Annotated in this window: 23 protein-coding genes; 13 read left to right on the forward strand and 10 right to left on the reverse strand. The window is 43.6% G+C overall.

The genetic code is table 11. From position 1 onward, the window contains the following. Nucleotides 1-11 precede the first annotated feature (11 nt). Nucleotides 12-1442, reverse strand: a complete 1431-nt coding sequence (locus K1Y79_RS17090; RefSeq protein WP_220251381.1) for a sensor histidine kinase — start codon at nucleotides 1440-1442, stop codon at nucleotides 12-14. 172 nt (nucleotides 1443-1614) lie between these two features. Here K1Y79_RS17090 and K1Y79_RS17095 point away from each other — a divergent pair, with 172 nt between their 5' ends. Together K1Y79_RS17095 and K1Y79_RS17100 are read left to right on the forward strand one after the other, a co-directional pair. Further along, the gene (locus K1Y79_RS17095; RefSeq protein ID WP_220251382.1) at nucleotides 1615-2385 is read left to right on the forward strand and encodes a GLPGLI family protein; all 771 of its coding nucleotides are present in this window, start codon (nucleotides 1615-1617) and stop codon (nucleotides 2383-2385) included. A gap of 45 nt (nucleotides 2386-2430) precedes the next feature. Beyond that, entirely contained in the window at nucleotides 2431-5295 is a 2865-nt protein-coding gene (locus K1Y79_RS17100; RefSeq protein ID WP_220251383.1) for a TonB-dependent receptor, read from the forward strand. Between the two features lie 260 nt (nucleotides 5296-5555). Here K1Y79_RS17100 and K1Y79_RS17105 read toward each other — a convergent pair whose 3' ends face one another. After that, complete coding sequence (locus K1Y79_RS17105) at nucleotides 5556-5873, reverse strand: hypothetical protein (protein WP_220251384.1); 318 nt, start codon at nucleotides 5871-5873, stop codon at nucleotides 5556-5558. A gap of 296 nt (nucleotides 5874-6169) precedes the next feature. Here K1Y79_RS17105 and K1Y79_RS17110 point away from each other — a divergent pair, with 296 nt between their 5' ends. Beyond that, nucleotides 6170-7063 (forward strand): hydroxypyruvate isomerase family protein, encoded by an 894-nt coding sequence (locus K1Y79_RS17110; RefSeq protein WP_220251385.1) that lies wholly within the window; start codon nucleotides 6170-6172, stop codon nucleotides 7061-7063. Here K1Y79_RS17110 and K1Y79_RS17115 read toward each other — a convergent pair. The 4 genes from K1Y79_RS17115 to mqnC all read right to left on the reverse strand — a co-directional run bounded on the left by K1Y79_RS17115 (nucleotide 7060) and on the right by mqnC (nucleotide 10950). Further along, nucleotides 7060-7602, reverse strand: coding sequence for a GNAT family N-acetyltransferase (locus K1Y79_RS17115; RefSeq protein ID WP_220251386.1), 543 nt, complete (start codon nucleotides 7600-7602; stop codon nucleotides 7060-7062). The genes K1Y79_RS17110 and K1Y79_RS17115 overlap by 4 nt on opposite strands. 48 nt (nucleotides 7603-7650) lie before the next feature. Next, on the reverse strand, nucleotides 7651-8292 hold the full coding sequence (locus tag K1Y79_RS17120) for a hypothetical protein (protein ID WP_220251387.1): 642 nt from the start codon (nucleotides 8290-8292) through the stop codon (nucleotides 7651-7653). 699 nt (nucleotides 8293-8991) lie between these two features. Further along, nucleotides 8992-9603, reverse strand: coding sequence for a MuF-C-terminal domain-containing protein (locus K1Y79_RS17125; protein ID WP_220251388.1), 612 nt, complete (start codon nucleotides 9601-9603; stop codon nucleotides 8992-8994). A gap of 222 nt (nucleotides 9604-9825) precedes the next feature. Then, entirely contained in the window at nucleotides 9826-10950 is a 1125-nt protein-coding gene (gene mqnC / locus K1Y79_RS17130; RefSeq protein ID WP_220251389.1) for a cyclic dehypoxanthinyl futalosine synthase, read from the reverse strand. A gap of 79 nt (nucleotides 10951-11029) precedes the next feature. Here mqnC and K1Y79_RS17135 point away from each other — a divergent pair, with 79 nt between their 5' ends. The 5 genes from K1Y79_RS17135 (at nucleotide 11030) to K1Y79_RS17155 (ending at nucleotide 16454) form a co-directional block, all read left to right on the forward strand. Further along, entirely contained in the window at nucleotides 11030-12244 is a 1215-nt protein-coding gene (locus K1Y79_RS17135) for an aspartyl protease family protein (protein ID WP_236059678.1), read from the forward strand. Between the two features lie 74 nt (nucleotides 12245-12318). Then, the gene (locus K1Y79_RS17140) at nucleotides 12319-13248 is read left to right on the forward strand and encodes a retropepsin-like aspartic protease (protein WP_220251390.1); all 930 of its coding nucleotides are present in this window, start codon (nucleotides 12319-12321) and stop codon (nucleotides 13246-13248) included. A gap of 57 nt (nucleotides 13249-13305) precedes the next feature. Beyond that, nucleotides 13306-14541, forward strand: a complete 1236-nt coding sequence (locus K1Y79_RS17145) for a M16 family metallopeptidase (RefSeq protein WP_220251391.1) — start codon at nucleotides 13306-13308, stop codon at nucleotides 14539-14541. A gap of 55 nt (nucleotides 14542-14596) precedes the next feature. Beyond that, complete coding sequence (locus K1Y79_RS17150; protein ID WP_220251392.1) at nucleotides 14597-15880, forward strand: M16 family metallopeptidase; 1284 nt, start codon at nucleotides 14597-14599, stop codon at nucleotides 15878-15880. Nucleotides 15881-16085: 205 nt separating this feature from the next. Further along, nucleotides 16086-16454, forward strand: coding sequence for a lysozyme inhibitor LprI family protein (locus tag K1Y79_RS17155; RefSeq protein ID WP_220251393.1), 369 nt, complete (start codon nucleotides 16086-16088; stop codon nucleotides 16452-16454). A gap of 68 nt (nucleotides 16455-16522) precedes the next feature. Here the strand turns inward: K1Y79_RS17155 and K1Y79_RS17160 are convergent, their stop codons facing one another. From K1Y79_RS17160 to K1Y79_RS17170, 3 genes are all read right to left on the reverse strand, one after another. Continuing rightward, the gene (locus K1Y79_RS17160) at nucleotides 16523-17413 is read right to left on the reverse strand and encodes a YitT family protein (RefSeq protein WP_220251394.1); all 891 of its coding nucleotides are present in this window, start codon (nucleotides 17411-17413) and stop codon (nucleotides 16523-16525) included. Between the two features lie 10 nt (nucleotides 17414-17423). Further along, nucleotides 17424-18575, reverse strand: coding sequence for a formimidoylglutamase (locus tag K1Y79_RS17165; RefSeq protein ID WP_220251395.1), 1152 nt, complete (start codon nucleotides 18573-18575; stop codon nucleotides 17424-17426). Nucleotides 18576-18726: 151 nt separating this feature from the next. Next, a complete protein-coding gene (locus tag K1Y79_RS17170) occupies nucleotides 18727-18975 on the reverse strand; it encodes a hypothetical protein (protein ID WP_220251396.1) in 249 nt (82 codons plus the stop codon). A gap of 375 nt (nucleotides 18976-19350) precedes the next feature. Between K1Y79_RS17170 and K1Y79_RS17175 the strand changes: the two genes are divergently transcribed. The 4 genes from K1Y79_RS17175 (at nucleotide 19351) to K1Y79_RS17190 (ending at nucleotide 22080) form a co-directional block, all read left to right on the forward strand. Then, on the forward strand, nucleotides 19351-20454 hold the full coding sequence (locus K1Y79_RS17175; RefSeq protein ID WP_220251397.1) for a glycosyltransferase: 1104 nt from the start codon (nucleotides 19351-19353) through the stop codon (nucleotides 20452-20454). A gap of 169 nt (nucleotides 20455-20623) precedes the next feature. Next, nucleotides 20624-20833, forward strand: a complete 210-nt coding sequence (locus tag K1Y79_RS17180; protein ID WP_220251398.1) for a helix-turn-helix transcriptional regulator — start codon at nucleotides 20624-20626, stop codon at nucleotides 20831-20833. Further along, nucleotides 20826-21164, forward strand: a complete 339-nt coding sequence (locus tag K1Y79_RS17185) for a HipA N-terminal domain-containing protein (protein ID WP_220251399.1) — start codon at nucleotides 20826-20828, stop codon at nucleotides 21162-21164. The genes K1Y79_RS17180 and K1Y79_RS17185 overlap by 8 nt, the downstream gene beginning before the upstream one ends. Beyond that, nucleotides 21157-22080, forward strand: a complete 924-nt coding sequence (locus K1Y79_RS17190; RefSeq protein WP_220251400.1) for a HipA domain-containing protein — start codon at nucleotides 21157-21159, stop codon at nucleotides 22078-22080. The genes K1Y79_RS17185 and K1Y79_RS17190 overlap by 8 nt, the downstream gene beginning before the upstream one ends. Nucleotides 22081-22155: 75 nt before the next feature. On the opposite strand, the gene K1Y79_RS17195 is transcribed toward K1Y79_RS17190, so the two are convergent. Next, nucleotides 22156-22518 carry an arsenate reductase family protein gene (locus K1Y79_RS17195; protein WP_220251401.1) on the reverse strand — a complete coding sequence of 121 codons (363 nt, stop codon included), beginning with the start codon at nucleotides 22516-22518 and terminating at the stop codon, nucleotides 22156-22158. A 199-nt stretch (nucleotides 22519-22717) separates the two neighbouring features. Here K1Y79_RS17195 and polA point away from each other — a divergent pair, with 199 nt between their 5' ends. Then, nucleotides 22718-25540, forward strand: a complete 2823-nt coding sequence (gene polA, locus K1Y79_RS17200) for a DNA polymerase I (protein WP_220251402.1) — start codon at nucleotides 22718-22720, stop codon at nucleotides 25538-25540. Nucleotides 25541-25741 lie beyond the last annotated feature (201 nt).

A 25741-nucleotide genomic window follows, 5' to 3' on the forward strand; every position in this document is an offset into this window, starting at 1 on the left:
ATTTGTACGTATTAAACCAGTATTTGTATAGTAAATTCACTTCCTTTTTCAGGTTCACTATTTAAAGTAATGGTCCCGCCATGTAGCTCCACCACCTTTTTCACATAGCTAAGTCCCAGTCCGAACCCTTTTACATTATGCAGGTTACCCGTAGGCACCCTGAAAAAGGTATCGAAGATGTTCTGCTGATAAACCCTGGGAATACCTATCCCGTTATCTTTCACCCTGATCACCAACCGGCTTCCCTCCAGTGCTGTCCGGATATACACATTTGGCTGCTCCCCGGAATATTTAATCGCATTATCCACCAGGTTACTCACTGCATTGCTCAGGTGTGTTCTGTCCACATTCACCTGTTGATCTCCTACCAGGTTATCAAACCTGAACTGTACCGGACGTCCTGACTTCAGCTGGTGATTAGTGATAATACTATCCATCATCTCGCTCAGATCTGTCGGTTCTCTGAACAGCTCTATTTCCTCTTTCTCTTCCGCTGCAATATGCAGCACTTTTTCGACCAGATCAGATAAACGCTGCAGTTCCTGCTTGGAAATATCAAGGTAAGTCTGCGTTTTACGCTGATCATTCAGTGCATTAAAATTCTGCATAGCTTCCACGGCAGCATATACTGTAGCAATAGGCGTTTTCAGCTCATGCGTCATGTTATTGATGAAATCATTCTTCACTTCTGACAAACGCTTCTGCTTCAGAATAGTACGCAACATGTACATAAAGCAGACGGTTGTCAGTACCAGCAATACCAGAGACCCCATCAATGTCCACATCATTCTGGTCAGAATATACTGCAGGGGCGACTGAAATTTTGCCTGTACAAAGAGGCTGCTCGCCGGATTGAAAGGTATTTTGGATGTTTGCAACGGCGGCCTTTTCCTGAGACTATCCCTGAATCCTTCCCTTGAATATCCATTGAAGTCCATGTGGAACGTATCCAGTACATAGTCCGTCATAATCTGGCGGGAATGCAGTTCTGCATTGAACAACGAATCCAGCTTCACGAGCTTAAGACTATCGTCAGTCAGGTTGTTCATCAGTATCAGATCCGATATCTGCCGGGCCAATGTATCAGCATATTCCCTTCTGGAAGAGTCATTCCCCTGCCGAAATTCCCGCCGGCGTTTACCCATTTCTGTTGTCGTATCGCGGCGGCCATTATATATCCTGATCAGGGCTTCGCCGCGGGGCGGCAGGTCACGTGGCGTCATCCTGAATGAATCCCGATCCCGGCCATAGTTTCTGAAATAGCGGCGTGCATCAGCAAACTGCTTGTTGAAGACTGCTGTACGCAGTGATTCATTGATGTCTTTATTAAACTGATCCAGTTGTATATGATAGGAATTGTAGAGCCAGTATCCCTGAAAAAGGAAGATGCCCACTATGCATACACACATTAGTATCAAAATGTTACGGATCCGCTGACGCATAACTACCAATTTTCACTTTTAAGATGAGTCCCCCGCAAGGGCGTATGGTGCAAAACTATTGGTTCCTGCGCTACCTGCTTTATGTCCTTAACAATAATTAACAGTAAATAAAGCTATTTAACCAATAAATGAAAACCGAATAATGACTTTTGTACCAGCAAAATCAGCGCATATGAAATACTTACCAAAGACACTACTCAGCGCCGCACTCATTGCCTTTACTGGTATGACGGCTTCCGCACAGGATAAAAACTCCGGTGTGATCGACTACGAAGTAAATGCAAAAATGCCCCAGCGCGGCGGTGCAGAAGGAGACGGAGAGGAACAGGTGATCACTTTTAACCAACACTTCTACTTTTCCGGTGGTAAGGGCAAACTGGAAACAGAACGTCCTGATTTTGGCGGACGTGGCTTTGGGGGTGGACGTCCGGGTGGCGCTAACCGTGAAGGCGGTAATAGCGGTGCACGTGGCGGACGCTTTGGTATGCGCGGCCCTGGCGGTAATGCTTTTGTAGATCTGAACGGCAAAAAATACCTGCAGGTATTCTCTAAACCAGATGATACTACTAAAGTCTACTTCGCAGAAGAAGCTTATACAGCCGCAACAGCGCCCAAACTGAGCGAAAAAACAAAAAAAATAGCTGGATTGCTCTGTAAAAAAGCAACTGTAACGATACGTAACGAAGAATACACCGTGTGGTACACCCAGGAATTACCTTTCAGCTATAGTCCGATTAACGGTCTTTTACCCGATGGTAATGGCGTAGTACTCTCTGCCGAAGGCAGCCGCCGTTCTTTTAATGCACTCAAAGTAGACTTCAAGCCAGTAACCACCGAACTTTCTTTACCCGCTAATGCAGAGAAGGTTACCGAAGATCAGCTGCGCGATATGCGCCGCGAAGCGATGCAGAAATTCCGTGAACGGCAAAACGGAACTAATTAAGAACCGTAAGTTTGCATCGTTTCCTCCTTTACCAATTACCCTTTCATGAAAACATTTACCCTTATAGCTATAACGCTGTTCCTGTTTGCGCTGTCCACACAAGCGCAGCAGGGACAGATTAAAGGTTTACTGACTGACTCTTCTGCTACCCATCCACTAACGGATGCCACGGTAGCATTGCTACATGGACGAGACTCTTCGCTGGCTGCCACATCCTTTACTGATAAAAAAGGCGCTTTCTCCTTTACTGGTGTTGCCGTAGGTGACTATAGGATCTATATCACTTTTCTTGGTTACCAGCCTGTTTTTAAAAGTATCAGGTTAACTGCTGAACAGCCGGTGCTGGATATGGGAACAGTACGTCTTAAAGGTAAAGGCCTGCTGCTGAACGAAGTAGAAATCGTACAGGAAGTACCTCCCATCACGGTAAAAAAAGATACGCTTGAATTTAATGCCGGCTCTTTTAAAACCCGGGAGAATGCTGTAGTAGAAGACCTTTTGAAAAAACTGCCCGGCGTAACTGTTGATAAAGATGGTGCCGTAACTGCACAAGGGGAAACTGTTAAAAGGATATTGGTAGATGGTAAACCTTTCTTTGGCGATGATCCCAAACTGGCTACTAAAAACCTACCGGCAGATATCATCGACAAAATTCAGCTGATAGACCGTAAGTCAGATCAGGCACAGTTCACCGGTATTGATGATAACAACACTGAAAAAACGATCAACATTACGCTGAAGAAAGATAAAAAACAAGGTTTCTTCGGACGTAGCTCTGCGGGCTATGGCGATAATGATCGTTTCGCTGTAAATGCAAGCCTGAACAGCTTCCGGGACAATATTCAACTGTCTTTCCTGGGTAGTGGCAATAATGTTAATAACCTGGGTTACACCTTTAATGACGTTTTCAGCTTCAGCGGCGGTGGCGGCGGTGGAGGAGGAGGTGGTGGTGGCCGTGCTGGTGGTGGCGGCCGTGGCGCTGCACAATCTACATTAAGTAATCTTGGCGGCAACAATTCCAATGGCATTACGCGTAACTGGAATGCCGGCTTCAACTACAACCAGGATATTAATTCCAAGCTGAAAATAAATGGAAGCTATTTTATCAGCGATACCCGTACGGAAACAAGTAGAAATAGTGACAGGCAGACGTTCCTGGCGGATAGTACTTTTTACTATAATCAACAGTCTGGCGCTGTCAGCAATAACAATAATCACCGGCTGAATATGCGCGTTGAATACCAGATTGACTCTATGCACTCATTGATTGTAACGCCTACATTCAGCTACTCAGATGGAAGCAGTTCTTCACAGAATACTTATCAGTCGCTGGATAAAAACAGGGTGCAGACAATAGACGGTGAATCAGATAACCGTAGTCATGCTACTTCTCCTAACTTTTCCACCAATGCGTTATTCCGGAAAAAATTCAATAAAATAGGCCGTACGCTCAGCGCAAATCTGACTTTCGGCTACAATACCACAGACCGGCAAAATTACTTCAAGATCAGAGATACGCATCTGGGTACAGATACAACAGACGCCTATTTCACCGGTTATGACAGGATGACTAACGCCGATAATGTAGGACGCAATATGGGCGTAAGATTGACATATACGGAGCCAGTAATGAAAGATCGATTCCTTGAAATAAATTACTCCTGGAATAACAATTACAGCGACTCAAAAAACCTCACTTATGATGTGAACGGAGATAACGGGAAATACGATCTGTTGAACGACAGCTTAAGTAACCTGTTTGAAAATACTTTCACAACACAACAGGCAGGCATCAACCTACGTACGCAGAAACTGAAATACGACTATACTTTTGGTATGAACGTACAATTTGCCAGTCTTTTAAATGATAACATCAGTCGCAAGACGCACATTGACCAGCGTACAGTCAACTTCTACCCATCAGCGTCTTTCAACTATAACTTTCAGCGAGGTAAAAGACTGCGTTTCCGTTATAATGGTAGCACCACACAGCCAACAGTATCCCAGTTGCAGCCATTGCCAGATCTGACCAGTTCATTGTATGTACCGCAAGGTAATCCGGACCTGAAGCCATCATTTCAGCACAGCATTAATATGGGCTACAACGTGTTCAACAGCAGCACTTTCCGGGGCTTTATCACCGGAGTTAACGCTAGCCTGACCAGCAACAAAATTGTGAATGCCAACAGGGTTGATACATCCGGTAAACAATACACGAAACCCATGAACGCGAATGGAGCTTACAACCTGAATGCATTTGTGGTGAACATCATCCCGATTAAAAAGCTGAATAGTTCTATTAATCTGAATACGAATTTCAATTACAACAGGGATGTAAGTTTTGTTAGCAGCAACGCAGACTTTTCCAGACTAGGCAAAAACTATAATCAGAATTTCGGGTTAACCCAGGGTGTAAGTTTTAACTATGCCTACAAGGAATTGTTTGACTTTTCTACCAATGCCAGCGTGAATTATCAGGGTGCACGTTATGATATACAGCCCAACAACAATACTAACTATTTCAACTATGCTTTCTCTTTTGACTATAATGTCAATTTACCACTGGGCTTTATTATTGGCAGTGATATCACTTACACATTAAATGCAGGCCGGGCAGAAGGTTATAATGTTGACGTTACTATGCTGAATGCTTTCATATCCAAAAGTGTATTTAAAAATAAAAGAGGCCTGATTAAATTATCGGGGTATGACCTGTTACATCAAAACGTAAGCATTGCGCGTAATATCGGGGAAAACTATATTGAGGATGTGAACAACATGGTATTACAACGTTATTTTATGCTGAGCTTTACTTATTTCATTAACAAGTTTGCCGGTGGTGGCAACAGCGGTGGAAGGGAACAACGCAGAATGGGTCCTCCGGGAATGAGAATGCAAATGAGAAACTGACATTGATACCTCTGCAATCACCAATTTTGTTATAGTAAAGAGGAGAGTGGGGCTTTGAGGGATAAAATGTTTGATTAAACAGAAGGGCTGACCAGTTAACTGATCAGCCCTTTCTTATTCAAAGATGATGTAAAATGACTCCGATGTTGAAGAATTTTTGAAAGGTTGAAAGGATAACAAAGGTGGGGGCGTACTTCCTCATTCATACCTCCAGCTTTGAAACCTTACAACCTTAATATTTTTTGCTGGTGCTTATGGTACTATACTCCGGCTGTTCTGTATCTGTGTACTTTTTGAGCCGTCTTGCGTTCCTTGATACTTTGTGACACTTTTCTTACTACCCAGCTCAGTGTAAATGTTGGAATGAAATCCAGACCAGGGAATAGTTCTTCAATAAAATTGAAAACACTTCCAAAAGCACCCAGGTTACTGCCAAACATTCTGTAAAAAATAATAGCAGAAATTGGGGCCCAGATCACGTCACTTACTTCTCCTAAAACCGGCACAGTATAACTGGCACATCCAATCAGGTCCATTAAAATGCAAGTCCATAATGCAGGGGTAAATCGTCTTTCCATAGACCTCCGCTTTAATAAGTTAACTATATATAATCAAATAGCTTACCAAAAACAATTACGTTTGAACGGTATAGGAGTTACGATGCGGCGTTGCGGCGTTTTTTGGGAGTAATTAACTGTAAAACAAACTCTTAAAAAAATGCTGATTTATTAGGCTGTGTATTCGTAATCCATCTTCATCATAATTGTCGGTTAATTAGTATAACGTATCGGCACTATATAAAGTTACGAAGTATTTAAATCAACAGATCTACGCAATTTTAAATTGCGTAGTTTCACGTAAACTGTAATCCGACATGCTTAACGAAAATTCCCGCCGCGATATGATTAAGAAGGCCGCCGCTATGGCATTTGCTTCGACTTCCCTCGCTTCCCTTACAACCCGTGTCATGGCCCACGAGACTAAGGTAGAAGAAAAACTAAAAGGTCAGATCAATCATTCTGTTTGCGCCTGGTGCTATGATGGTATTCCACTGGAAGATCTCTGCAAGGCAGCCAGCAAAATTGGTATTCAATCCATTGATCTGCTGGATCCGAAAGATTTCGCTACTGCAAAAAAATATGACCTTACCTGTGCCATGGTAGCGTCTATTAACAAAGACTGGCACATTGGCCGGGGATGGAACCGTGTTGAACATCACGATCAGCTTGTTACCTATTATGAACACTTAATAGATGAGACAGCTAAAGCAGGTTTTCCGAACCTCATCTGCTTCTCCGGCAATCGCGAAGGGCTTGATGATCAGACTGGTATCGAGAACTGTGCAAAAGGTCTGAAGCGTATTATGAACTATGCAGAAAAGAAGAAAGTTACCATTGTAATGGAGCTGCTCAATAGTAAAGTGAACCATCCTGATTACCAGTGCGATCATAGCAACTGGGGCGTAGAACTATGTAAAGCTATTGGCTCAGAACGCTTTAAACTGCTGTACGATATATACCACATGCAGATTATGGAGGGCGACGTGATCCGGACTATTCAAAACAGTCACCAGTATTTTGCGCATTATCATACAGGCGGTGTACCTGGCAGAAATGAGATTGACGAGACGCAGGAATTATATTACCCTGCTATTATGAAAGCGATACATGATACTGGTTTTAAAGGCTTTGTGGCGCAGGAGTTTGTACCTAAACGTGCTGATAAACTGGCATCTCTGAAGCAGAGCATCCAGATCTGTGATATTTAATGTTTCCAGTCCTGCTTCAGTATCCCCATCACGACGGTATCCACATAGCGGCCATGCAATTTGGCACTGTGGCGAAGGATCCCCTCTTTGGAAAAACCGAGCCTGATGGGGATCTGGGCGCTCTGGTTGTTCTGGAGTGCAAAACGGATCTCTAATTTATTCAGCTTCAGTGACTCAAAGGCAAATGAAATAAGCACTTTACAAGCCGCCACAGCAATTCCCTTTCCGCGGAAATTATCCCCCAACCAATATCCAATTTCTGCTTTTTCCAGCAGATGATCCCATCCATGCAGGTCGATAACGCCGCACAACTGCTCCTGGTACCATACGCCAAAGGCAATAGCATCCTGTTCTTCCGCTTTGCGTAACATCATTTCAATAAATCGCAGGGTGTGCTCAGGGGCTGTATTGTAATCAACCCAGGGTAGAAAACGGCGCAGGCTTTTGCGCGACGTATCCAATTGCTGATAAAGTGCCGGGGCATGTTCAGGCTGCAACTGCCTCAAAACAACGGATTCATTAACAGGTAATTCCAGCATAAACAAAAGAGGTTTGGCGTTGTGCCAAACCTCAAATTTAATAAAATACTACTTCATTGCTATGAGCTGCTGCTTTTGCATATCCTTCACGATCTGCCTTGCAAACAGGTAGGCCTGCCGGTATGCAGTAGGGGGATCTACTGAAGCTGTCTGCGCATTGTAGAGCAATTTCTTTTCCTTCAGATCATACAGATTGGTTTCCCACTCGTACTTGGTATTCTCTGAGTAATACCCCGGATCGTACATACGCCCGTACCATCCTCTGTAATAAGGCCAGAAGCCACCGTAATACGGATAGCCATAAGGGCCGAAGCGATTAAAACCAGGTACATAGTTTTTCTCGCGGGACTTATCAACCATTGCAATGGTCATCACCTGATCCACATCGCTGCTGCGAAACTTTTTTAACGCGGCTTTTTCATCTCCTTTACCGAGATTGTCTTCCGGGCCGTAGGTAGCATATGCAGAAACTGCATTGTAGCCCTCTTTTTTCAATTCTGTAACCAGGTTATTTTCCATTAGAATACGCAGATTGCGTTCCTTCTCAGGTACCAGCGCGATCACCATAATTTTATTTTCCTGCTGTAACCGGGCATCCGGCGTCTTCCAGGATGAAGTCAGTTTGGTGCTGGTACAGGCTGTCATTGACAACAAACCGATAGCCATTAAAAACAATCCTAACCTTTTCATATATCCTCCTTTTAACTACTTGTTAGACGCATATCAAAGGCCAGAGTTACATAAGGGCAGGAAATTAACATTTCTTTGATAACCAGGTCATTGCTGAGCTAAAATCTAACATTCCGGTTATCAGAACGGCTGTTGAAGTGCAGGATGTTGTACCAGGCGGGCATACACGGGCATACCTGTCTGGTACATACATCATACACTGATATATATGCAGTATATCAAGGATTATAATAAACCTGATCTGCTGAAAGGCTGATCAGATCAGGTTACATGCAATATGTCAAAGAGCTGCTTCCGCCTTCATCACCAGTGTGGCTCTTAAGGCGTTTTGCAATATTAACGAGAATATTCACCCGGATGCGGGCAATGTCCATAGGACGCCATATCATGTCCACAGGACGCCGATACATTTTATAAAATACTCTATATCAATACATTAAGATGAATTGTAAATAACATAGGCAGGGGATAATTCCGGTATTCGGCGGTCTGTGACGATATAGGGCAACTTACGTTAATCTTACGTTTTCGAACGTAGGATTAACGTAGGTTGATGAAGAGGAAAGCAGCGATCAGTAAAAAAGGAAGGCGCTTCACTTATTGAAGCGCCTTCCTCGAACAAATAAAGAATTATTGTCCAAATAATTTTATCATAATGTATTTTCCTGCAACCTAATTTTTATATAAAACTATAATTTTTTATAGTTTTTCTATTACCTTTGTACAGTCCTTAATTAGCTTAGTAACCTCAACGGAATTGGACTGTTGTTTACCAAGCCAGTTAAGGATTTTTTCTTTGTTGCAGTATTCCATTAATTTATCTTCTGCAATCCAACGTAAAACATCTAAGATATTATCCTTTGGATAAACACTTCTAACGTCATTTATTTCTTGCTTACCCTGTATTCTTCGTAATTCAATTGCGACCACAAAATTAATTCCCTTTTCTTCCATATCGGTGAGCACTACTTTAACATCGCTACGCGTTTTACTTTGAAAAATTGCAATTGGGTCATCTAAATATTCTGGCATGTGTACTACCGAGACTAATGAAAATGGATGATTAGCTTGCAATTTTTTATCTACTAAACGTCTAACAGATATTTGTATAGGCAAATCTGGTGTTCCACAGCTTATTAAGTGTTTGCATGGACGCCCTAGTTCTAATGGAGTATAATCAGTATTGGTACCGTTTAATATTATTCTAAGCCTTTCGTTATAGATATTACATATGTCTTTTATGCTAGGTTTTAAAACAGATTCTTCTTTTTTGGGTGTGGTTGGTGTGGTTGGTCTTATTGGCTTATGCATCAGTTATTTTTATTAAAGCCTTCGTAGTTCAATTTTCATCATGGAACCATCTAACAAATAACGGTTTATTGCTCGAAATATCGAAATAAAGTTCAGTACAAGATTTGTAACTACTATCATTCGCGCATATAAAGAAAAGGGCAAATCTTTAAAGATTTGCCCTTTTCTTTATATGTTGTAAACCTAACTAATTATTAATTGTCTTCTATAGATCACTACCTTCTAGTAGTTGATAATTTGTTCCTGGATGCCTGCTGGTATTTCTCTGAACTCGTACAACTGTGTTCTGAGCTGTGGTTCAAAACCCGCCTCTTTGATAGCTTCCTGCATAGACCGGTAGGTGAAGCGGTGCGGAGCGCCCGCGGCACTTACCACGTTTTCTTCGATCATAATAGAGCCGAAGTCATTTGCGCCGGCATGAAGACATATCTGCGCTACCTGTTTACCAACTGTCAGCCAGGAAGCCTGGATATTTTTGATATTGGGCAGCATGATGCGGCTTAACGCGATCATACGAATATATTCTTCGGAAGTGGTCATGTTATGCACACCACGGATGCGCGACAGCAGGGTGTCTACATCCTGGAACGTCCAAGGAATGAATGCGGTAAAGCCGTAATGGCCTTCCGGCTTTTCACTCTGCACCTGCCGGATGTCGGCAAAATGCTGGAAGCGTTCCATCAGTGTTTCCACGTGACCAAACATCATGGTTGCGGAAGATGGTATGTTCAGTTTATGAGCAGCTCTCATTACATCCAACCATTCCTGCGCGCCGCATTTTCCTTTGGAGATCAGCCGGCGTACGCGGTCATTCAGGATTTCAGCGCCTGCACCAGGTAAACTGGCCAGACCGGCTTCCTGCAGTGCAGCCAGTACTTCTATATGGGTGCTCTTTTCCAGTTTGGTGATATGTGCTACTTCGGGGGGACCGAGTGCATGCAGCTTCACAGCAGGGTACAACTGTTTCAGCTGTTTGAAAGTATCTACATAAAATTTCAGCCCCAGTTCCGGGTGGTGACCACCCTGCAGCAGCAGCTGGTCTCCGCCGTACTTCAGCGTCTCTTCTATTTTTGTCTTGTATTCGTCAATGCTGGTGATGTAAGCTTCCGCGTGACCGGGAATCCTGTAGAAGTTACAGAACTTACAGTTGGCCGTGCACACGTTGGTTGTATTCACATTGCGGTCAATCTGCCAGGTCACCTTCCCATGCGGCACCTGCTGCTTACGCAGTTCGTTTGCAATATCCATCAGTTCCGCAAGTGGCGCCTTCTCAAATAGGTAAATCCCTTCTTCCGGAGTAAGCCACTCGAAGTTTAATGCTTTCCTGTATAGATCTTTCAGTTCCATGATGGACAAAGGTAGGAATAATGTTAAATTTATAGCACCGTTATTCTGTCACCATACACGTATCCTAAATTCTACGCTGTTGAAGCACTGTTGGTTCATACTGATTGCCATTAATTGTCTATTCCACGTTGCCCATGCGCAAACGACACCGACATCTGCCACTTCTTTAAAAGAGGGTGAGCTGATAACTACTTTCCCCTTCCGCCAATACTATGGAGGTGTTGTTGTGATCCAGGCATGCCTGGCCGGTATACCTGATACGCTCCAGTTCATACTGGATACTGGCAGCGCAGGAATCTCACTGGATACCACTACCTGCCTGCAATTGGGCATTCCACTAACGCCGACAGACAGGGTAGTACGGGGAGTAGGAGGGTCTAAGACGGTTGCATTTGCCATGGACCGAACACTGTTATTACCTGGTTTACAAGTGGATAGCCTTGATTTTCATATCAATGACTATGAGCTGATCAGCCAGGTATACGGCTTGCAGATAGATGGCATTGTAGGATATAGCCTGTTAAGTAAATTCATTGTGAAAGTGGATTACGACACAGAAACCATCTCTATTTACAACAAAGGCAAATTTAATTATCCAAGAGGTGGCCAGCTGCTACGCCCATCCCTGACACTGATCCCGATAGTGAATGCTTTTCTGAAAAATGGTAAAGCGCAACACAATAACCGCTATTATTTCGATACCGGCGCTGGTATGTGTTTACTCTTGTCTCACCAATTTGTAAAAGACAGCGCCATTTTATCTTCCCGGAAAAGACAACGGAAGGTCATACAAACGGAAGCCCAGGGCCTCGGCGGCAAAATGAATATGGACATTACTACACTGCAGGAGTTTAAGATAGGCAATTATGCTTTCCGTAATGTGCCGGTATACCTGTTTGACGATGTAACGAATGTAACTGCCTATCCTTTCCTTGGCGGCATGGTCGGCAATGACCTGCTGCGCAGGTTTAACCTGATACTGAACTATGGCAAAAAAGAGATCTATCTCATACCTAATTCGCACTTCAGAGATCCGTTTGATTATTCCTATACAGGGTTGATCATCTACCTGATTGATGGCAGAATTGAAGTGACAGACATCATCAAAGGATCGCCGGCAGAAAAGGCAGGCATTGAAAAAGGGGATATCATCGTAGCTATTAACAATACTTTCTCCTCCAATCTGCAGTTATATCGTGATCTGTTGAAAAATGTAGGTACAAAGCCTACTCTCCTGATAATGCGCAACAAAGAATTGCTGATAAAAAAAATCCAGATCAAAAGCATATTATAACCGCCTGATATAATACATTGCACATTCTGCCGTTAGAAAACGGGTGTGGGGCCAATCCCACTAAAAAGGAGATAATGTTCATCGTGAGAAAGTACCTTTTTGCTATACTCGTATGCCTGCCGGTATTCGTTTTCGCTCAGGAACCGGCTAATCAGAAGCCTACAGCAACGGTTCCTTTCAGGCTATTTGACCGTTACATGGTGATAAGTTGTGCCCTGTCAGGCATTACACCATCCGGCGTACCCGACAGTCTTCACTTTATCTTTGATACAGGGGCAGAAGTGACAACCCTCCGGCAACAAACGGCCGACAGACTGCAACTGAAAACGAAGAACATTGGCGGCTTGAGTGGTACAGATGCAGTGGTGGTCAGGGTGCCGACAGCAGAACTCAGCGTGCTGTATTTTGAGAAAACCAGGCTGCCATTTGTAAAAGTCTATATTGAACCCCTCAACGAATTTCAGGATATACCAGTCACGATTGACGGTATTATAGGTGTTGACCTGCTCAAGGCGTTCGTTGTCAGAATAGACTATGAAAAAGAAGTGCTGCTGTTATACCGCTCTAATAAGACGCCTCCCGGTACGCCTGGACAGCGGTTGCCGCTAAGCCTTAATTTTAACACACCGGTAGTCAACGGCGTTATCAATCTGCCTGATGGTCAGTCTATTGACAGCAGGTTTCACCTGATATCCGGTGGTGAATACGGTATTCTCTTCAACTATCCGTTTGTGGAAAAACACAGGCTGAATAGCCGGCTTACCACCCTCAGCACAGATAAGGTACGCGACCTGTATAAAGAACTGACTTATACCAATACCAGCCTGCCTGCTATGGAACTGGGCGCGGTAAAGCTGACACAGGTAGCCGCGAGTTACTGCAAAGACGTCAATGATGCAGGTTCCATTTACGAGATGGCCGGCTCCATTGGTTATATGGTATGGAGACAATTCAGAACCATCACGATCAATTATAGCGGACGCGAGTTATTTCTCGATAAATAAGCCCCGTCTATTCTCCCATTCTTTTAATTAACTTGCAACTCTCATAAACAGGGAAATATGATTCATTTCAATAAATTCACTTTAGCCAACGGACTGCGCGTGATTGTGCATGAAGACCATACCACTCCTATGGCTGTGGTAAATGTGATGTACGACGTTGGTGCGCGCGATGAAGATCCCAATAAGACCGGATTTGCTCACCTGTTCGAACACCTGATGTTTGGCGGTTCCATCAATATTCCGGAATACGATGAACCACTGCAAATGGCAGGAGGTGAGAACAATGCTTATACTACCAGTGATCTGACCAACTATTACATACAGCTGCCAGCCGAGAATATTGAAACAGCATTCTGGCTGGAAAGCGATCGCATGTTGTCTCTCGCCTTCAGCGAAAAGAGCCTGGATGTGCAGCGCAAGGTTGTATGTGAAGAGTTTAAAGAGCACTATATCAACAAACCATATGGCGATGTATGGCATAAGATGCGCGACCTGGCATATGCTGTACATCCTTATAAATGGATGACCATCGGTAAAGAGCTGTCACACATCGAAGATGCAAAACTTCAGGATGTAAAAGATTTCTTCTTTAAGTATTACCGGCCGGCGAATGCGATACTCGTAGTGGGCGGTCATGTAACCACGGCACAGGTAAAAGCACTGGCAGAAAAATGGTTTGGTGATATTCCGTCGGGAGAACGTATACAGCGCAATATCCTGGCAGAACCGCCTCAGACAGCTGCACACAAGCTGGAAGTAAAATCCAATGTGCCACTGGACGCACTGTACAAATGTTACCATATGCCTGCCCGTACCGGAAAAGGCTATTATGCTACAGACCTGATCTCTGACATTCTGGGCGGCGGCGCATCTTCGCGTTTGAACCAGGTGCTGGTAAAAGAGAAAAAGCTGTTCAGCAATATTGATTGTTATCATTTCGGTACCCTCGACGCCGGCCTGCTGACTATCGAAGGCAAACTGGTAAAAGGTGTGAAAATGAAAGATGCTGAAAAAGCCGTGCAGGAAGAAATTGATAAAGTACAGCAAACAGTGATCCCGGAAAGAGAACTGCAGAAAGTGAAAAACAGGGTGGAAAGTATGCTGGCTTTTGAAGATATGGGACTGCTTAACCGTGCAAATAACCTCGCATTCTATGAACTGATCGGCGATGCTTCTCTCATGAACAATGAGTTTACTCACTACGATGCAGTTACGACTACAGAAATGCATGAGGAGGCACAACATCTTTTCGACGAGAAAAATTCCAATACGATTTACTATTACGCTGGATAATATGCAACATGCGTTGATATAATCATCCTTTGTAAATAAATATGCATTTAGATTAATGATAAACCGGAAAATTGCCCCTGAAATAAAAGATGCCACGGCGTTTGATATTAAGCTGAGACCTTACGAAAAAGTGACGCTTGATAACGGCATCCCAGTATATATCATCAAATCAGAGGAACAGGACACATTACAGCTGGAACTGGTATTTACCGGTGGCAGCTGGTATGAGACTGAAAACCTGGTAGCATCTGCTACCAATTTCCTCATGAAAAACGGGACGAGTAAACGTACTGCCCACGAGATCAACGAAAGCACGGACTATTTTGGCGCTTACCTGAACCGTAACAGCCATCACGAATACGCGACTTATACTTTACACTGCCTGACCAAACATTTCGGCGATCTCATACCTGTACTGCAGGATGTGATTCTCGATCCGGCTTTTCCTGAAGAAGAACTGTCCATCTTCAGGCAGAATATGAAACAGCGACTGGCAGTAAACTTGCAGAAATGCGATTTTGTGGCCAATAGACATATCGATAAATACCTGTTCGGCGAGTTTCACCCTTATGGCCGGGTAAGCAGCATGGATGCATACGATGCATTACAGGTTGAAACGATGAAGGCGTTCTACAAGCAACATTACACGTATAATAACTGTAAGATCTTTGTAGCTGGTAATCTTCCTGCTAATATGATTCACTTGCTGAACGAGCACTTCGGTAAAGAAAAATGGAATGGCGAAGCCTCTCTTATCCGCCCGGAAATTTCGATCATGCCTGCAGAAGAAAAGAAATTCCGCATCTTCAATGATGAGAACGGGGTACAGGGTGCTGTGCGTATAGCCAGACCATTCCCTAACCGTTATCATCCTGACTTCTCCAAGATGCTGGTACTGAATACTATCCTGGGTGGTTATTTTGGTTCCCGTCTCATGAGCAACATCCGTGAAGAGAAGGGATATACCTATGGCATTCACTCACAGTTATACAACTTCCGTCAATCCAGCGCTATCAACATACAGACAGAAGCAGGACGCGACGTTTGTGAAGCAACAATTGAGGAAGTTTACAAGGAACTCCGTACGCTGCAGCAGGAGATAGTACCTGAAGAAGAGTTACACCTGGTGCGTAACTTTATGATCGGCTCAATACTGGGCGACCTCGATGGCGCTTTTGAAGTGATACAGCGTTGGAAAAATCTGATTCTGAACGGACTGGATGAAAATTACTTCTACAATAACATTAATACCATCAAGACTATTACAGCTGAAGAGCTGCAGGAACTGGCACAGGAATACTTTACACCAGAAGATTTCTATGAGCTGGTTGTGATATGATCTTGCTTAAAATTGCTATTATTTTATAAGTGCTATTATAAAAAAAAGGGCTTCCATGCAGCATGGAAGCCCTTTTTCATTGCTTGTTTCTAATAATTATCCCTGAAACCCGGGATAATCACATATGTATGATTTGTTATATTTGCATCCCTAATTGCTCGATAGTATGAAACGTTTAATCCTATGTTTACCATTGTGCATATGCATGAATGTTTTCGCACAAACCAACAAAGTAGCTATAGAGGCTATTGAAAGAAACTATCAGGATTGTTTGTCTGAAGGCTCAGATCATTACAATTGCGCCGTGCAGTATTATGCCCAGATGGACAGTTTGTTGAACACCGTATATCATCAGTTGTACGAGAACCTGGATACCATTCGCCGTCACTCATTGGAACTGTCACAGCAACAATGGAAAGAGAAGCGGGAGAACTATTTCAAGGAAATAGATGTGCGTGTAGAAAAGAAGCGGCCAATGACGCTGGCAGGTCTGGACGATGATATGATTGTAACTGATAATAAAGCTGCGTTTTTGAGAAGACGCGTGATGGAATTAATCAGCAAACAATCATAACAGGTAAAAAATCAGGAATCAGGAATTGGATGCAGTAAAGACGGCAGTATTCCTGATTCCTGTTTACTTTAGTGGTGTGTTGCACGGCGTTTGATCATACCACCTTTGGTATCGTTAATGTTGTGTTGTACAATGAATGCTTTCTCGTCAATTTTCTCTATCTCGTCAATAATCTTGTGTACTTCCAGTCGAGTCACTACTGTGTAGATGATATCGATATCTCTGTCAACGGAGCCCCGTTTACCAAAGCCACTCTGGCCTTTGAAGACAGTTACGCCTTTTCGCAGGGAAAGTGTTAACGTTTTGCGTATCAGTTCACTTTCGTTGGAGATAATGGTAAGTGCAATGTATTCTTCAAAACCCTGGATAATAAAATCAACGGTTTTAGAGGCGGAGAGGTAGGTCAGCATTGCGTACAGGGCTGTTTCGATATTAATGAGTACCGCGGCAATACTGAATATGACGATGTTGAAGTACATAATCACTTCCCCCATAGAGAGTACCGTTTTGCGGTTGATGTACAGGGCAAGTACTTCCGTACCATCCAGTACAGCGCCACCTCTGACGGACATACCTATACCTGCGCCCAGGAAGAACCCACCGAAAATAGCGATCAGCAATTTATCATTGGTGATGATTGGTACATTTATAAAAACCAGTGCAGCTGCCAGGCCGAGAATGGCGGCCAGCGCCCTGATAGTGAAGGCGACAGATAACTGTTTGTAGGCCAGCAGAATAAAGGGCATATTTATCACAATCAGCAGGACGGAGATAGACCATCCGGTAAGCCGGCTTATTAACAGGGAGATACCTGTCACACCTCCATCGAGAAATCCGTTTGGTAATAAGAAGCCTTTCAGCCCTACGGCTGCCAATAATACCCCGATAGCAATCAGGGCGATGTCCTGTGCATTCTGAATATAGCTAAGACGGGCGCGCGTCTTCCTGGTCTGTGACATATCTATAAACTTACAATCTTTCCTGATGTCTGAGCCATCTTTCCGGAATTTCGTTATTGCTGGCAGTTACATAATCGCTGTAGGTGCAGGGGAGGAACTCGTTTTCTTTTCCTTTACCAGGCAGTTTCATCCACCAGCGACCTGTTTTTTTACTTTTCAGGAATACAGTGTCCAGATCTGCGCATACGATGTTAAACTCGTAGAAGGCATCTCTGTCATGCAGTAATGCTTCTTTATTCTTGACAGCACAGCCATCCACAAAGTACCAGAGCATCTGAGCGATTTGTTTGGCCGTAAGTGATTCCCTGTCTTTCTCGGGGCGGTAACCATAGATTCCGAAAGTACTGAGTCTTCCGCTCATGCCGGCATATCGTGTCAGTGCGCAGGCCTCATCTCCTGCTAATCCGTTAGGAGAGAGAGTATTAGCCGGAGCATCATGATGTTTGACGATATTGATATCAATACTTAACAGGTCGGTATTACGAAGTACCGGCTCAATATCTTCCAGGTTTTCTCTCACTTTACCCAGCCGGAAACAGTCAAAACGGAGTTTGTCCAGTGTTTCGAGCATATGTGGGTGGATAAAGTAGCTCTGGAAAGCGAGGTGATTATAGTGGCGGATGTAGTTAGGCTGTTCCGTAAGCATTTCCATGAGGAAGTTATCTGCCGGGATGGAAGAGCCTTCTTTGAGGTCAATGATGGCATCGGCCACAGTTACTTCAATGACGTATTTCTGGGCAGCGTATGCTTTGTATTGGGAGTAGGTCAGGTCATGTGAACCCCCGAGGATGATAACAGTTTTACTGGCGTTGATCAGTTCTCCCAATACTGTTTTGAGAGCCGCGTAGGTATCTTCCAGGGTTATTCCTTTACGCAGGTTACCCAGGTCAGCGATTTTCACGGCGCGATGCCAGTAGTACAGATTATAAAACTCCCTTCTTACAATATCAGGTGCTTCGGGCCCTCGTCTGCCGGGGCCATATCCACGGTCTTCACTGACACCCAGGAGTATAACATCGGCAGTTTCCAGATCGGGGATGTGACCTACTTCGTAGGCATCTGTAACGCCTCCTATCTGGAAGTCATCATATTCCTGATCGTCATTGAGGCTTACTTTAGAAATTGGTAGCAGGTAGTCATGCAGAATCGAGAAGTCTGACATCACAACAGTATTTGTTTGGCGGCAAACCTACGAATCAAAAACGAAATATATTCTTTTGGGAAAGAAGGAATTGCGGATAATTTCTGTTGGGTGCATCAGTTATCACATGATCAGTAATTGGTCATGATGTAATCCGCGAAGCTGTGGGTGATTAGTTCTTGTGAACGATAAATTCGAATGCTTTATGCTCCCTTCTGGCAAATGCTTTCTGCAATACTGAGCGTTTGCTGGTGATACGGTTTTTGTTGCAATCAGCTACTTCCATTACATTACACAGGTAATCCATGGTTTCTACCATTGTAAGCATGTCGCTAATCTGTTTGACTGCATATTGGATCTGTTGTTCGCTGTACCGATCTTCATGCAGTAAGATCAATAAGTCCCTCTCAACCTGTTTCATTTGAATAATTTGACTGTTCCCTTAAATTAGTTAAAGGTGTTTCCATATAGGTGTAAGCGGCTTGGCGTGTTCAACAACTGGATGTCACAAGTTTTCCTTCAAGATCGGGAACTCAACGGCAAAAACAAAATACTAATTACTAGTGCATACGCTTTTTATTCATGGTAGGGCATCCGCAGTCGTTCTTCTTCAATATCTTACAACCCTGACTCATTACGCTTAGACTACCGCACACTAAAAAGATAGTCAGCCATTTTCTTGTTATCATACTCTTAAGTTAGTTCACTTTTTAGAGAGCCTGTCCATACGAGACTTTACCGTTTCTTAACAGTGCGCTTTTCTAAATTAAGCTAATTTCGTAAAAATTTCAAATATTTGTCCACAATTTCTACGCGCAAAACGATTCTCATAGTCCCGCTCGACTGGGGATTGGGACATGCTACACGCGACATCCCGCTCATCCATGAACTACTAAACGCTGGTTGCAATGTTGTTATTGCAGCAGAGGGCAAACACGCCTCTCTATTACAGCAGGAGTTCCCGAACCTGACTATCCTTCCCTTGCCTGGTTACCGTATTGAATATGCACAGAAAGGCTGGTTTTTTGGCTGGAAAATTATCCAGCAGATTCCTAAGATCCTGCATGCCATCCGGTATGAACAGGAGTGGTTGCAGCGGGTGGTAGAAGAGCACAAAATTGATGCTGTTATATCCGATAACCGGTTCGGCCTTTACCATGATAAAATCCCTACCGTTTTCATATCACATCAGCTACTTATCAAGACTCCTTTCGGAGGTGTGATTGAAAAAAGTCTGCAGGCCCTGAACTATCGCTACATCCGTCGCTATAGTGCCTGCTGGATACCTGACTATGCAGATGCTCACAACCTGTCAGGCATACTGGCTCACCCTGCCAAACTTCCTGACAATACTACATACCTGGGTTGTCTTAGTCGCTTTGAAGACCGTCCGGACGTACCACAACAATATGACCTGCTGGTATTAATATCCGGTCCTGAGCCACAGCGTTCTAACCTGGAAAAAATGATACTCGATCAGATCAAAGCATTGCCTATCAGCGCGCTGATAGTAAGTGGTAAACCAGGTACCCCGGAAAAGAAACAGATCGCTCCGCGTGTACAACAGGTAAATCATATGAATGCGAAAGAGTTGAACGAGGCCATGCTTGCCTCTAAAATGGTATTGAGCCGCTCAGGCTATACCACCCTGATGGACCTCGTGAAACTGAATAAAAAAGCGATCCTTATTCCAACACCGGGTCAGTCCGAACAGGAATACCTGGGTAAGTTCCTCATGAAGAAAGGCTATTTCTATAACATCCCTCAACATGCATTTAACCTGAAAGATGCATTGGCCGCTGCTGATAAATTCCAGTTCAAATCTTTTGAACATGAACAGGATATGCTGCAGTACAAAGGGGTAGTAAGAAAATTTGTGGAAGACCTGCATAAGGCATAAACTGCTTCAACATAATGAAAAGGGTATGTACGATAAGTACATGCCCTTTTTATTTCCGTCAGCCTCAATTATACCCAATTGGGTACAATTATAACAGATTCGAGGAATTTATACCTAATTGGGTATAAATTCCGCAGATTCATTAAATTTATACCTTAAAAGGTATAAAATGACGCTGTTATCTAAAGTCATTAAAGCGAAAAGAAAAGAAACAGGTCTGACACAGGAAGACCTGTCTTACAAGTCAGGCATCGGGTTACGACTAATCCGTGAGATTGAACAAGGGAAGACAACCATGCGGGTAGATAAGGTCAATCAGATTTTGTCATTGTTCGGCATGGAACTGGTGCCCGGCCCTAAACCAAGGAATCATGAGTAAAGCAGGAAGGGTGTTTTATGGCAAGTTATTAGCCGGGATTCTCAAAGAGTCTGATATGGGCTACACTTTTTTGTATGATGCTGAATACTTAGCAAGTGAATTGGCAAAACCAGTTAGCCTAACTATGCCCTTAAGAAAAGAAGCCTATTTTAGTACCACACTGTTTGCTTTTTTTGACGGACTTATTCCTGAAGGGTGGCTATTAGATATAGCTAAAGATCATTGGAAAGTACGGGGAAATGATCGTTTCGAATTATTATTACTTACTTGCAGAGATGCCATCGGCGCGGTAAGTGTCGTGCCCGAAAATGAAACTGAACAAGATGTCTAATTGTTTATTCTGTTATACGGATGCTGGTGATCAGGAATATCACAGTAAGTGTGCAAAGCAATTCTTTAATACTGAAGTGATGCCCGAGTTGGAAATGAATGATCAACTACTGAAAGAGTTGGCAGCAAAAACAATTAATAAACATGTTGCGGTTACAGGCGTGCAACCTAAACTATCTGTTACGCTCGATAAGAACCAGGGTAACAACAGGCTGACCATAGTAGGACTCTGGGGGGAATATATTTTGAAACCACAACATCCAGGCTTCATGCAAATGCCTGAGACAGAAGATCTTACCCTGCATTTGGCAGAGATATTCGATATTTCTGTTTGCGAACATACCTTACTAAAAGCGACAGACGGAACATTGGTTTTTATTGCCAGACGTTTTGATAGGGTCAAAGGTCGCAAAATTCACATGGAGGATTTTTGCCAACTTTCCGGTTTCCCAACTGAGAATAAATACAAAGGGTCCTATGAGAGGTGTGGTAAATTGATACAGGAACACTGTACAAACTCCGGTCTGGACCTTATTCGCTATTTTGAGTTGCTTGTATTTTGTTACCTGACCGGTAACAATGACATGCACCTTAAGAACTTTTCCTTATTACACCTTGATAATGATATTGTATTAAGTCCTGCGTACGACTTACTCAATGTGAATCTTGTCCATCCAAAAGACAAAGAAGAAACCGCATTATTACTTTGCGGGAAAAAGAAAAATATCAAAAAAGCTGATTTTGAGGCACTTGGTACTTTATTACGTATTCCTGAAAAAGTTCGGGATAATATTTACAAAAAATTCACCACCAACAACACAGCAGTTCAGCAAATGATTAACGCTTCATTTTTGAATGCTGTGTCTAAAGCAACTTATTGGAATATCTGGAATAAGAAACTGGAAATATTCACATGACTCAATTATCCCTTACCAAAAGCGGGCGTACATATTCCATATACCCCCGCTTTTGACACAAAAGATTTACTTCGACTATGCGTTAATCCCTAACGCCGCTTTTAACCCTTCAACTGCTTTCTTATCACTACCTACAAAAATCTGCTTATCCACAATCGCTACCGGGCGTTTCAGAAAAGAGTATTCCTCCAGGATCAGATCATGATAGTCTTGCTCTGTCAGTTCTTTCTCATGTAAGCCCATGGGCCTGTATTTCATTGATCTGCGGCTGAACAGCGATTCGTAACTACCCGCCAGGGCGTGCATCTCCTTCAGCTGTTCTGCTGTGATCTTTTCTGTTTTAATATCTTGCAGTACAAATCCGTTCTCCTTCGCTTTTACCTCTTCCAAAATACGCTTACAGGTACTACAGGTAGATAAATGATATATTTTCTTCATATTCTTGCGCTTTGTACCGCAAATATCCATTATTACCTGTAATGTCTGGCCATCTCGCCGGCAGACAGTTTTGCCCTGGCAGATGAAAACAGCGACCTGTCCGGCTACTGACAGCCAATCATCTGCGCAGGATTTTTACTTTAATTCTTAAATCTTAATCCTTAATTTTTAATTCCCAATTGAATCTTACTTTTGGCAGATGCAAAAGAAATTATTTTTACTGGATGCAATGGCGCTGATCTACCGTGCCTACTATGCATTGATTAGAAATCCACGCCTCACCAGCACCGGCAGGAATACCAACGCTCAGTTCGGTTTTACCTCTACTTTGCTGGACCTCATCAATAAAGAGAAGCCGACACATATGGCTGTCGCCTTTGACACGCATGCTCCTACTGAACGACATACCACTTTCGTTGATTATAAAGCAAACCGTATGGATGCGCCGGAAGATATCCTGGATTCACTGGATGATATCAAGCGCATCATCACCGGCTTTAACATCCCGGTTGTAGAATTAGATGGTTATGAAGCAGATGATGTGATTGGCACATTGGCCTGGCAGGCCGCTGATGCGGGCTATGATGTATTTATGGTCACGCCAGATAAAGACTATGGTCAGCTGGTAAGAGAAAATGTATTTATCTATAAGCCACCCTACATGGGTAATAAGGAAGAAATTCTTGGGCCTAAGGAGGTATGTGAAAAATGGCAGATCAGTAATGTACACCAGGTGATTGACATCCTCGGATTGATGGGGGATGCTGTAGATAATATACCAGGTATACCTGGCGTAGGAGAGAAGACGGCGATGAAACTGCTTTCACAGTTTGGCTCTGTAGAGGAAGTGATTGCCAATGCAGATAAGATCGGCGGCAAGATGGCCGAGAAGATCAAAGCCGGCGCTGAAAGCGCTATCCTGTCTAAACAGCTGGCTACTATCATCACCAATGTACCGGTTACTTTCCATGAGGAAGATTTCTGTATTAAGGAACCCAACAAGGAACAACTAATTGAAGTCTTTACTGAACTGGAGTTTAAAACCATGGGCAGACGTATCCTCGGAGACGCCTTCGCAACTCCCGCATCCGTTGAACCAGCATCTCCCCCAAAAGCACAGCTGGACCTCTTCGGTAATGAGATACAAGGTGCAGTGCCACCGGCATCTGAAGAACAGCCGGAAACAACTGCCAGTATAATGACGGCAGACAAGAACATTAATAATACACCGCACAACTACCTGCTGGCAGATACGCCAGAGAAAAGAGCGGAACTGCTGGCATTATTATTACAACAGCAGGAAATTTCTTTTGATACTGAAACTACCGGCACCGATGCCAATGCCGTTGACCTGGTAGGTATGAGCTTCTCCATCAAAGCAGGAGAAGGCTGGTATGTTCCCGTACCCGCTGATAAAACACAGGCCCAGGCTATTGTAGATAGCTTCCGTCCGCTGTTTGATACTACACATATCCTGTTCATCGGACAAAATATCAAGTATGATATGATCGTGATGAAATGGTACGGCGTTGATTTCAAAGGTCCTGTGTTCGACACCATGCTGGCACACTACCTCATCGAACCGGAAGGCCGCCGCAGCATGGATCTGCTGAGTGCCCAGTACCTTCAGTATGAGCCTGTCTCCATAGAAAGCCTGATCGGTAAAAAAGGGAAAGGCCAGGGCAATATGCGGGATGTGGAAATTGATAAGATCAAGGAGTATGCGGTGGAAGATGCCGACATCACCCTGCAGCTGAAAGAAAAGTTTGCACCTTTACTGCCATTAAAGGCTGTTGAAAAGGTATTCTACGAAGTAGAAAATCCATTGGTGCAGGTACTCACTGATATGGAATATGAGGGCATCGCACTGGATATCCAGGCGTTAAGCGACTATTCCCGTGAACTTGAAACGGAGATAAAACGTGCAGAAGAAAGTGTATACTCCCAGGCAGGGGTGCGTTTCAATCTTGCTTCTCCTAAACAATTGGGTGAAGTACTGTTTGAAAAATTGATGCTGGATCCTAAAGCTAAGAAAACCAGAACCGGACAGTATGCAACAGGTGAAGATGTGCTGGCAAAGCTGTCTACCAAACACCAGATTGTTGAAGACATCCTGGTATTTCGAGAACTCAGCAAACTGAAGTCTACCTATGTAGATGCATTGCCGCTGATGCTGAACAAGCGTACTAACCGGGTACATACCTCTTACAATCAAGCGGTTGCTGTAACCGGCCGTCTCAGCTCTAACAATCCGAATCTTCAGAACATCCCGATCCGTACAGACAGGGGGCGTGAAGTGCGTAAAGCATTTGTAGCAAGAAATGAAGATTTTGTACTCATGTCTGCCGACTACTCACAGATTGAACTACGCATTATTGCAGCGATCAGTGAAGATGTACACATGATTGACGCCTTCCGCCAGGGACTGGATATTCATGCCGCCACTGCTGCAAAAGTATATGGTGTTGAGCTATCGGAAGTGACCCCGGAAATGCGCCGTAATGCCAAAAGCGTAAACTTCGGTATTATATATGGCGTTAGCGCCTTCGGTTTATCTGAAAACCTGGGTATTGCCAGGGGAGAAGCTAAAACACTGATCGATAACTATTTCACACAATATCCGTCCATTAAAAAATATATGGACAAACAAATTACATCTGCGCAACTGAATGGATATGTGGAAACACTACTGGGACGTAAACGCTGGCTGAAAGATATCAATTCATCCAATGCTGTTGTAAGAGGCTATGCTGAGCGAAACGCTATCAACATGCCAATACAAGGTACCGCCGCAGATATGATCAAGCTGGCTATGATCGCTATTCATAAAAAGCTGAAAGCGGAGAACCTGCGCTCCCGTATGATATTGCAGGTACATGATGAGTTGGTGTTTGATGTGCATAAAGATGAAATTGAGCAGATCAAACCATTGATACTGGAAGGTATGCGTAATGCATTACCACTGACGGTGCCTGTGGATGTTGAGATAGGTACTGGCGTTAACTGGTTACAGGCGCATTAATAACTACCCTGTCACTATCAGAATAATATAACCGCGGAATCACTTTTACGGATACGGCATACAGGTTGAACAGCCTGTTTGCCATCAGTAACAGTGACTTTCGCGGTTATTTGTTTAAAGGCTTAATAAAAGTCCCTCGCAATAGCATTGCAGCTACTGTCTTTATTGCTGATAATTAATATTTTTTAACCCGGTTTGCCT

The sequence above is a fragment of the Chitinophaga rhizophila genome (genome assembly GCF_019492185.1).
Classification (GTDB): Bacteria; Bacteroidota; Bacteroidia; order Chitinophagales; family Chitinophagaceae; genus Chitinophaga; species Chitinophaga rhizophila.